This is a genomic window from Mycobacterium sp. 852002-10029_SCH5224772 (assembly GCF_001667315.1).
Lineage (GTDB): Bacteria > Actinomycetota > Actinomycetes > Mycobacteriales > Mycobacteriaceae > Mycobacterium.
This window is the reverse complement of sequence record NZ_LZHT01000010.1, coordinates 20,855-30,736: the sequence shown is the minus strand read 5'-3', so window position 1 is coordinate 30,736 and position 9,882 is coordinate 20,855. Positions and strand designations below refer to the sequence as shown.

The window sequence follows — 9,882 nt, the reverse complement described above, 5'->3', positions numbered from 1 at the left end:
CTGCTGGCCGGGCTGCGCGGCCTGCTGGCCTCCGGGAAGTTGGGCCAGCACAACGGGCTGCCGGCCTGCATCATCGTCACCACCACCCTGGCCGAACTGGAGGCCGCCGCCGGACGCGGCCTGACCGGTGGGGGCACCATCGTGCCCATGACCGATGTGATCCGCCTGGGCCGCCACGCCCACCACTACCTGGCCATCTTCGACAACGGCAAAGCCCTGGCCCTCTATCACACCAAACGGCTGGCCTCCCCCGGCCAACGAATCGTCTTGCACGCCAAAGACCGCGGCTGCACCACACCCGGGTGCACCGTGTCGGGCTACTACTGCGAAGTCCACCACGTCACCGACTACGCCACCTGCCACAGCACCGACATCAACGACCTCACCTTCGCCTGCGGCCCGCATCACCGCATGCTCCAACCCCGCGGCTGGACCACCCGCAAAGACGCCAAGGGTGACACCGAATGGATCCCACCCCCACACCTCGACCGCGGCCAACCGCGCACCAACACTTTTCACCACCCCGAAAAACTGCTACGCGACGGCGATGATGACGACGAGGCGGATTGACGTGTCGGCTCAGCCGGCCAACGTAGCCCGGGTGCACATGGTGACGTAGGGCAGCGCCAGGCCGGTCGAATTCGCCAGCGCCGGATGGGTGGCCAGCAACTGGCGCACCTGGTCGAGCGTTTGGGTGCGGACCTCGGTCGGTGAGGTGATGCAGTAGCTGCGCGATGCGACGAGGTCGATCAACGCTTGCGGCGTAAGGTAACTCGTCCATTCGACCTGATGCTGCGCCAGCTCGGTGAACGGTTCGGGCAGCGTCACCTTGGTGCGGCCGCCGTCGCCGTCGCTACCGATGATCTCGCCGAGTTCGCGTACCCAGCCGAGCCGCTCGTCGCGGGTGTTCCACACCAGGCCCAGCCGTCCGCCCGGGCGTAGCACGCGGGCCACCTCCGGGATGGCGCGCTCGGGGTCCACCCAGTGCCAGGCCTGTGCCACCAGCACCACGTCAACACTGTTGTCTTCCAACGGAATCTCTTCCGCCGTGCCCAGCAGGGCCCGGGTTTCGGGCAGCGAGGTCCGCAACACCTCCAGCATGTCCGGGATCGGGTCGACGGCCACCACGTCCAGGCCGCGCTCCACCAGCCGGGTCGTCAGCTTGCCGGTGCCCGCACCCAGGTCGAGCACCTGACGCGCGCCGACCGGCAGCAGCCAGTCGATTGCTTCCGGGGGATAGGAGGGGCGGCCACGCTCGTAAGCGGCGGCCGCCGAGCCGAACGACAGGGAGCGGTCGTGCCGGGAGCGGGTCACCGTTGCGACGTGCCTTCCCTGCTGTCCGCGTCGGCCAACACCAGTGTCTTGCGGATCAATTCGCCGACCGCGTCGGATTCCACCAAGAAGCCGTCGTGCCCGCAGAGGGAGTCCACCACCTGCAGAGCGGCACAACCCGGCAGCTGTTCGGCCAGCTCCTCCTGCAAGCGCAACGGGTACAGCCGGTCGGACGTGATGCCGCCGACCACCACCGGCACCGGGCAGCCCCCCAGCGCGTTGGGCACCCCACCGCGCCCCCGGCCGACGTCGTGACTGTTCAGCGCCTCGGTCAACACCACGTAGCTGCCGGCGTCGAAGCGCTCCAGCAGCTTGTCGCCCTGGTATTCCAGGTAACTCTGTACCGCGTAGCGGCCGCCGTCGGCAGGATCCTCGTCGCTCTGACCGTCATTGGCGAACCGGGTGTCGAGCTCGGCTTCACCGCGGTAGGTCAGGTGCGCGAAGCGCCGCGCGATCGCCAGGCCGGTTTCGGGCGCGAGACCGGTGTCGTGATAGTCGCCGCCCTGCCAGTTCGGGTCCGCCTTGATGGCCGCGATCTGCGTGGACTGGGTGCCGATCTGGTCGGCGGTGGCGCGCGCGCCCACCGCCAGCAGCAGCCCGGCCCGGACCCGGTTCGGGTGGCCGACGATCCACTCCAAAGCCCTTGCGCCGCCCATGGATCCACCGACCACGGCGGCGACCTCATCGATCCCCAGCGCCGCCAGTGCGGCGATGTCGGCCTGTACCTGGTCGCGGATCGAGATCCGCGGGAACCTTGAGCCCCAAGGCTTTCCGTCCCGGGTCCGCGAGCTGGGCCCGGTGGAGCCGCGGCAACCGCCCAGCACGTTGGTGGCCACCGCGCACCAGCGGTCGGTGTCGATCGGTGCGCCCGGCCCGACCATCTCGTCCCACCAGCCCCCGGTGGGATGTCCGGGTCCGGCCGGACCGGTGACGTGCGAGTCACCGGTCAAGGCGTGCAGCACCACCACCACGTTGTCGCGCGTCGGCGACAACTCGCCCCATCGCTGGACGGCGATGTGCACGTCGTCGATCACCGCGCCGCTTTCGGTGGTCAGCGAGCCTATGTGGACGAAGCCGATTTCGCCTTCGTCGGGCAGTGTTTGGGTGGGCACGTCGGAGATCGTCATCGGCGGGGCTCCTTTAGAACGCCGCCACGGCCTGCGGATCGGTGCCCGACGCTGCCGCGGTCGCACCGAATTTGCTTGCCGCGGCGAAGCCGAGCTCCAGGTCGGCCAGGATGTCGTCGATCCCCTCGATGCCGACGGCCAGCCGCACCAGCCCCGGGCTGACCCCGGTGCTCAGCTGCTCCTGCGGGGACAGCTGGGCGTGCGTCGTGGAGGCCGGGTGGATCACCAGCGAACGCACGTCGCCGATATTGGCGACGTGGCTGTGCAGCTTCAGCGCGTTGACGAAGGCCTTACCCGCGTCGACGCCGCCGGCCAGCTCGAACGCCAGCACCGCCCCGGCTCCCTTGGGCGCCAGCTTCTTTGCGCGCTCGTACCAGGGCGAGCCGGGTAGGCCCGCGTAGTTCACGGACAGGACGCCCTCGTGGCCGGCCAAGAACTCGGCCACGCGTTGCGCGTTGGCGACGTGGCGTTCCATGCGCAGGCTCAGCGTCTCGATGCCCTGGGCGACCAGGAATGCGTTGAACGGGGCGGCGGCCGAACCGAGATCACGCAGCAGTTGTACCCGCGCCTTGAGCGCGTAGGCGGGCGGACCGAGTTCGGCGTACACCACGCCGTGGTAGCTCGGGTCGGGCGTGGTGAATCCAGGGAAACGACCCTGCGTCCAGTCGAACGTGCCGCCGTCGACGATGACCCCGGCGATCGCGGAGCCGTGCCCACCGAGGTACTTGGTGGCCGAGTGCACCACGATGTCCGCGCCGTGCTGCAGCGGCTGGATCAGGTACGGCGTGGCGATGGTGTTGTCGACGATCAGTGGGACGCCGTTGGCGTGGGCGACCCCGGAGACCCCGGGGATGTCCAGGATGTCGATCTGCGGGTTGGAGATGGTCTCGGCGAAGAAGGCTTTGGTGTTCGGCCGCACCGCGGCCTGCCATGAATCCAGGTCGTCGGGGTTCTCCACGAAGCTGACCTCGATACCCAGCTTGGCCAGCGAATAGTGGAACAGGTTGTACGTCCCGCCGTAGAGGCGTGGGCTGGAGACGATGTGATCTCCGGCACACGTCAGGTTCAATATGGCGAACGACTCAGCGGCCTGCCCCGAGCTCAGGAAGAGCGCGGCCACGCCACCCTCGAGCGCGGCGATGCGCTGCTCGACGACGTCGGTGGTCGGGTTGCCGATCCGGGTGTAGATGTTGCCCGGGACCTCCAGCCCGAACAGGGCGGCGGCGTGTGTGGTGTCGTCGAAGACGTACGACGTGGTCTGGTAGATCGGCAGGGCGCGGGCGTTGGTGGCCGGGTCGGGGTGCTGGCCGGCGTGCACCTGCTTGGTCTCAAACGACCAATGCGCGGTCGGATCGGTGTCGTCGTTGCTGGTAGTGCCGTTCTCGGAACTCACGTGGGTTGGCTTTCTCCTGGGAAACGGGTGTCGAATTTCGTCGGCAGGCCGGCTAGCAGCGGCACATTGCTACGCGCATCAGCGGTCCCGAAAGGGTGAGCCGATCGCAAGGAGTTGGACAGAAGCACATCACGTGTCCCCTCTAGTCAGGGGTCCGTCATGGCGGACCCGCGCTTGCCGCGCAGCCTGTGGCTACTAGACCTGGTCATCACCCGGGGCACCCCACCGCGGTTGGAGGGTTGCCGGCCAGCAAGCCGGGGCTTGACGCTGGCGCTCATGACCAATACGAAGATTATCTTACTGTGCCCACCCGCTGCCAACCGTGGCGGCGCACATGCAGGTCGACACCTGTCCAAACACCCTTGATAACGTGGCAGTTAGATTGCTGAGCCCCCCACAGATTTATCCGATATCGAAGATCTTGCCGCCGGGAGAGGGACCGTGAGCGCCGAACAGCCGACCGTCATCTACACGCTGACCGACGAGGCGCCCCTGCTGGCGACCTATGCGTTCCTGCCGATCGTGCGTGCCTTCGCCGAACCCGCGGGCATCGAGATCAAGACCAGCGACATCTCGGTGGCCGCGCGGATCCTCGCCGAGTTCCCCGAACACCTGACCGAAGAGCAGCGGGTCCCGGACAACCTGGCGGAACTGGGCCGGCTGACGAAGCTGGCCGACACCAACATCATCAAGCTGCCGAACATCAGCGCGTCGGTGCCCCAGCTGATCGCCGCCGTCAAGGAACTGCAAGGCAAGGGATTCAAGGTTCCGGACTTTCCGCAGAGTCCGAAGACCGACGAGGACAAGGAAATTCGCGACCGCTACGCCAAGTGCCTGGGCAGCGCGGTGAACCCCGTACTGCGGCAAGGCAACTCGGACCGGCGCGCGCCCAAGGCCGTCAAGGAGTATGCGCGCAAGCACCCGCACAGCATGGCGGACTGGTCGCCGGCGTCACGCACCCACGTCGCGACCATGAAGGGCGGCGACTTCTACCACGGCGAGAAGTCGATGACGCTGGACCGCGCGCGCAACGTGAAGATGGAGCTGGAGACCGACAGCGGCAAGACGATCGTGCTCAAGCCGATGGTGTCGCTGCGCAACTCCGACGTCATCGATTCCATGTTCATGAGCAAAAAGGCCTTGATCGAGTTCTATGAAGAGGAGATGCAGGACGCCTACGAGACCGGCGTGATGTTCTCGCTGCACGTCAAGGCGACGATGATGAAGGTCTCCCACCCGATCGTCTTCGGCCATGCCGTGAAGATCTTCTACAAGGACGCCTTCGCCAAGCACGAGGCGCTCTTCGACGAACTCGGCGTCGACGTCAACAACGGATTGGTCGATTTGTACAGCAAGATCGAGTCGCTGCCCGCGTCGCTGCACGAGGAGATCATCCGCGACCTGCATGCGTGCCACGAGCACCGGCCCGAGCTGGCGATGGTCGATTCGGCCAAGGGCATCACCAACTTTCATTCGCCCAGCGACGTGATCGTCGACGCGTCGATGCCGGCGATGATTCGTGCGGGCGGCAAGATGTGGGGCGCCGACGGGCGGCAGAAGGACACCAAGGCCGTCAACCCCGAGTCCACCTTTTCCCGGATCTATCAAGAGATCATCAACTTCTGTAAGACCCACGGGCAATTCGATCCGACGACGATGGGAACGGTCCCCAACGTCGGGCTGATGGCGCAGCAGGCCGAGGAGTACGGCTCACACGACAAGACGTTCGAGATCCCCGAGGGCGGCGTCGCCAACATCGTCGACCTCGACACCGGGGAAGTCCTGCTGACCCAAAAGGTGGAAAGCGGCGACATCTGGCGGATGCCCATCGTCAGGGACGAAGCGATCCGCGACTGGGTCAAGCTGGCCGTCAACCGGGCGCGCAACTCGGGCATGACGGTGGTGTTCTGGCTGGACACCGAGCGACCGCACGAGGTCGAGCTGCGCAAGAAGGTCAAGGAGTACCTGAAGGAGCACGACACCGAGGGCCTGGAAATCCAGATCATGCCGCAGGTGTGGGCCATGCGCTACACGCTGGAGCGCGCGATGCGCGGCCAGGACACCATCGCCGCCACCGGAAACATCCTGCGCGACTACCTCACCGACCTGTTCCCGATCCTGGAGCTGGGCACCAGCGCCAAGATGCTGTCCATCGTGCCGTTGATGGCCGGCGGCGGAATGTACGAGACCGGGGCGGGCGGTTCGGCACCCAAGCACGTCCACCAACTCGTCGAGGAGAATCACCTGCGCTGGGATTCGCTCGGTGAATACCTCGCCCTGGGAGCGTGTTTCGAGGACATCGGCATCAAGACCGACAACGAGCGCGCCAAGCTGTTGGGCAAGACGCTGGATTCCGCGATCGGAAAGCTGTTGGACAACAACAAGAGTCCGTCGCGCAAGACGGGTGAACTCGACAACCGCGGCAGCCAGTTCTATCTGGCGCTGTACTGGGCGGCCGAACTCGCCGGGCAAAACGATGACGAGGAGTTGCGCGAGCGCTTCGCCGCGCTGGCCGACTCGTTGGCCGAGAACGAGGACGCCATCGTGAGCGAACTCGCCGAGGTGCAGGGCGAGGCGGTCGACATCGGCGGCTACTACTACCCGGACAGCGAGAAGACGACGGCAGTGATGCGGCCGAGCAAGACGTTCAACGAAGTGCTAGCGGCCGCGCAAGGCTGAGGCCGCAGGGAGGTTTCGGACGCCTTGAAACCAAGCATGTCCAACCCGGGTTCCACGCAAGCCAAGATCAAAGTCAAGGGCCGCGTCGTCGAGCTCGACGGTGACGAGATGACCCGCGTCATCTGGAAGCTGATCAAGGACATGTTGATCCTTCCGCACCTCGACATCGACCTGGACTACTACGACCTGGGCATCGAGCACCGCGACCGCACCGACGACCAGGTGACGATCGACGCGGCCTACGCCATCAAGAAGCACGGCGTGGGTGTCAAGTGCGCGACGATCACCCCCGACGAGGCGCGCGTCTCCGAGTTCAACCTCAAGAAGATGTGGCTGTCGCCGAACGGGACAATCCGGAACATCTTGGGCGGCACCATCTTCCGTGAGCCGATCGTCATCTCCAACGTGCCGCGCCTGGTTCCGGGATGGACCAAACCGATCGTCATCGGCCGCCACGCGTTCGGCGACCAGTACCGGGCGACCAACTTCAAAGTCGACAAGCCCGGCACCGTCACCATCACATTCACCCCCGCGGACGGCAGCGAGCCGATGGTGCACGAGATGGTGTCCATCCCCGCCGACGGCGGTGTCGTGATGGGGATGTACAACTTCAAGGACTCCGTGCGCGACTTCGCCCGCGCGTCGCTCAAGTACGGCCTGAACGCCAAATGGCCGGTGTACCTGTCCACCAAGAACACCATCCTCAAGGCCTACGACGGCATGTTCAAAGACGAGTTCCAGCGCATCTACGACGAGGAATTCAAGGAGCAGTTCGAGGCCGAGGGCCTGACCTACGAGCACCGGCTGATCGACGACATGGTCGCCGCCAGCCTCAAGTGGGAGGGCGGCTACGTGTGGGCGTGCAAGAACTACGACGGCGACGTGCAGTCCGACGCCATCGCGCAGGGCTACGGCTCGCTGGGGCTGATGACCTCGGTGCTGATGACGGCCGACGGCAAGACGGTCGAGGCCGAGGCCGCGCACGGCACCGTCACCCGCCACTTCCGGCAGTATCAGGCCGGCAAGCCGACCTCGACCAACCCGATCGCCTCGATCTTCGCGTGGACGCGCGGGCTGGCGCACCGCGGCAAGCTGGACGACACCCCCGAGGTGATCGAGTTCGCGCAGACGCTGGAATCGGTCATCGTCTCCACCGTCGAGAGCGGCAAGATGACCAAGGACCTCGCCATCCTGATCGGCCCCGATCAGCAGTGGCAGCAGACCGAGGAATTCCTCACCTCGCTCGCGGAGAATCTGGAAAAGGAATTGGCTAGCTAGCTGGTGGCCGGTGGCGGTCAGATAGCCGGTCCGAGCCCGCACCGCATTCGTCGATGAAGTCGGCGATCGCCGCGGTGACGCGTTCGGGCGACTCGAACATCGGCACGTGCCCGACGCCGTCGAGCTTGGTGATCTTCGTTCCCTCGGGCAGGAAGTCCGTGAAATGCCGGCTGAACCGCCGTGGCGGCACCACCCGGTCCTTCTCGCACAGCACCAGCTGCACGGGCACCGCGGTCTGCGCCAGCTCCAGCAGGCCTGGCTGCAGCAGCGACTTGATCAGCAGCTGGAAGTAGGCCGGGCAGTGCGCGGCATCGTCGACGACGCCGCACAGTTGCTCGTCGCTGACCCCCGCCGGGGTCGCGCTCAGCGGCAGGGTTGCCAGCCGGCGACTCAGCGGCAGCCGCAGCACGCGCTGGCCGAGCAGCCGGGCCAGCCCCAGGATCGGCATGCCGGCGATGAACTTGCTGATGACCTCGAATTTGACCGGGCTCCAGCGCGTCCACCCGCCCGCGGCGCCGACGCCGGTGACGCTGCGCGCCCGCCCGCGCCGCTCGAGCTCGAAGGCCACCCAGCCGCCCAGCGAGTTACCGACCAGGTGCGCGGTGTCCCAGCCGAGTTGGTCGAGCTGGCGCTCGACGTGGTCGGCCAGCACCGACGAGCTCAGCAGCCAGGTGCCCGCGTAGGGTCCGCCGTTGTGCCCGGCCATCGTCGGAGCGAAGACCTCGTAGCGGCCGGTGTCGGCCAACCGCGGCGCCACCGGATCCCACACCGTCTGCGACATCAGGAATCCGTGGAGCAGCACGACCGGCTCTCCGGAGCCATCCCGAGGACCGAGGTGGGTCGGCGTACGGGCCGACGGCGAGTGAGCGGAGCTCACGATGACGGAGCCGAGCAGACGAGGATGCGCATAATCCGACATTAAATGCGGTACCGCCGGTACCGCAAGGTGGGCTGATCGCGGGTGTGCGGCTGACCGCACACCCGGCTCCTAACGTGAAGCTGGCCGCACACCGGGCTGCGGCGGCCCGCGTGAAAAGATCGGTGCATCATGAGCACCGCTACCGGATCCAGCCGCATTTTCTCCGGCGTGCAGCCCACGTCCGATTCGCTTCACCTGGGTAACGCGCTGGGCGCCCTCACGCAGTGGGTCGAGTTGCAGGACAACCATGACTCGTTCTTCTGCGTGGTCGACCTGCACGCGATCACCGTCGCCCAGGATCCCGAGGCCCTGCGGCGGCGAACCCTGATCACCGCCGCCCAATACCTGGCGCTGGGCATCGACCCGGCCCGCAGCACCGTCTTCGTGCAGAGCCAGGTGCCCGCCCACACCCAGCTGGCCTGGGTGCTGGGCTGCTTCACCGGCTTCGGGCAGGCGTCGCGGATGACGCAGTTCAAGGACAAGTCGCTGCGCCAGGGCGCCGACACCACCACCGTGGGTTTGTTCACCTACCCGGTGCTGCAGGCCGCCGACGTGCTGGCCTACGACACCGATCTGGTGCCGGTGGGCGAAGACCAGCGCCAGCACCTCGAGCTGGCCCGCGACGTGGCGCAGCGGTTCAACGCCCGGTTCCCGGACACGTTCGTGGTGCCGGACATGCTCATCCCCAAGGCCACCGCGAAGATCTACGACCTATCCGACCCGACGTCGAAGATGAGCAAGTCCGCGGCCACCGATGCCGGACTGATCAACCTGCTCGACGATCCGGCCTTGTCGGCCAAGAAGATCCGCTCTGCGGTGACCGACAGCGAGCGCGAGATCCGCTTCGACACCGACGCCAAGCCCGGCGTGTCCAACCTGCTGACCATCCAGTCCGCGGTCAGCGGCGTCGGCATCGACAAGCTCGTCGAGGGCTACGCCGGAAGGGGTTACGGCGATTTGAAGAAGGACACCGCGGAGGCGGTGGTCGAGTTCGTCGCCCCGATCAAGGCCCGGGTCGACGAACTGACCGCCGACTTGGCCGAATTGGAGGCCATTTTGGCGGCCGGAGCCGAACGGGCCGACGATGTCGCCGGGAAAACGGTCCAACGGGTTTACGATCGGCTTGGGTTCCTTCCGCAACGGAGGTAAGAAGT

General features: G+C 66.5%; 8 protein-coding genes and 1 riboswitch. Of the genes, 4 read left to right on the top strand and 4 right to left on the bottom strand.

Annotation, left to right across the window (positions count from 1 at the left end; all coding sequences use genetic code 11):
- On the top strand, nucleotides 1–570 hold a 570-nt coding region (locus A5775_RS03165), incomplete at its 5' end, for an HNH endonuclease signature motif containing protein (protein WP_156660551.1).
- A gap of 9 nt (nucleotides 571–579) precedes the next feature.
- Here the strand turns inward: A5775_RS03165 and A5775_RS03160 are convergent.
- The 3 genes from A5775_RS03160 to A5775_RS03150 are packed head-to-tail and all read right to left on the bottom strand — an operon-like array spanning nucleotide 580 to nucleotide 3,852.
- Nucleotides 580–1,314: a class I SAM-dependent methyltransferase gene (locus tag A5775_RS03160; RefSeq protein WP_067247351.1), complete on the bottom strand. Its 735-nt coding sequence runs from the start codon at nucleotides 1,312–1,314 to the stop codon at nucleotides 580–582.
- The gene (locus A5775_RS03155; protein WP_067247348.1) at nucleotides 1,311–2,459 is read right to left on the bottom strand and encodes a homoserine O-acetyltransferase; all 1,149 of its coding nucleotides are present in this window, start codon (nucleotides 2,457–2,459) and stop codon (nucleotides 1,311–1,313) included. Before A5775_RS03155 ends, A5775_RS03160 begins: the two co-directional genes overlap by 4 nt.
- 13 nt (nucleotides 2,460–2,472) lie before the next feature.
- Nucleotides 2,473–3,852, bottom strand: a complete 1,380-nt coding sequence (locus A5775_RS03150) for a bifunctional o-acetylhomoserine/o-acetylserine sulfhydrylase (RefSeq protein WP_067247344.1) — start codon at nucleotides 3,850–3,852, stop codon at nucleotides 2,473–2,475.
- A 165-nt stretch (nucleotides 3,853–4,017) separates the two neighbouring features.
- Nucleotides 4,018–4,134: riboswitch (SAM riboswitch) on the bottom strand.
- Nucleotides 4,135–4,293: 159 nt separating this feature from the next.
- Between A5775_RS03150 and A5775_RS03145 the strand changes: the two genes are divergently transcribed.
- Nucleotides 4,294–6,531, top strand: coding sequence for an NADP-dependent isocitrate dehydrogenase (locus tag A5775_RS03145; protein WP_067247341.1), 2,238 nt, complete (start codon nucleotides 4,294–4,296; stop codon nucleotides 6,529–6,531).
- Nucleotides 6,532–6,567: 36 nt separating this feature from the next.
- Entirely contained in the window at nucleotides 6,568–7,809 is a 1,242-nt protein-coding gene (locus A5775_RS03140) for an NADP-dependent isocitrate dehydrogenase (protein WP_067247338.1), read from the top strand.
- Here the strand turns inward: A5775_RS03140 and A5775_RS03135 are convergent.
- The gene (locus A5775_RS03135; RefSeq protein WP_067247335.1) at nucleotides 7,802–8,611 is read right to left on the bottom strand and encodes an alpha/beta fold hydrolase; all 810 of its coding nucleotides are present in this window, start codon (nucleotides 8,609–8,611) and stop codon (nucleotides 7,802–7,804) included. The two genes, A5775_RS03140 and A5775_RS03135, sit on opposite strands and share 8 nt — an antisense overlap.
- 246 nt (nucleotides 8,612–8,857) lie before the next feature.
- Here A5775_RS03135 and trpS point away from each other — a divergent pair, with 246 nt between their 5' ends.
- Nucleotides 8,858–9,877 (top strand): tryptophan--tRNA ligase, encoded by a 1,020-nt coding sequence (trpS, locus tag A5775_RS03130; RefSeq protein WP_067247332.1) that lies wholly within the window; start codon nucleotides 8,858–8,860, stop codon nucleotides 9,875–9,877.
- Nucleotides 9,878–9,882: the final 5 nt, after the last annotated feature.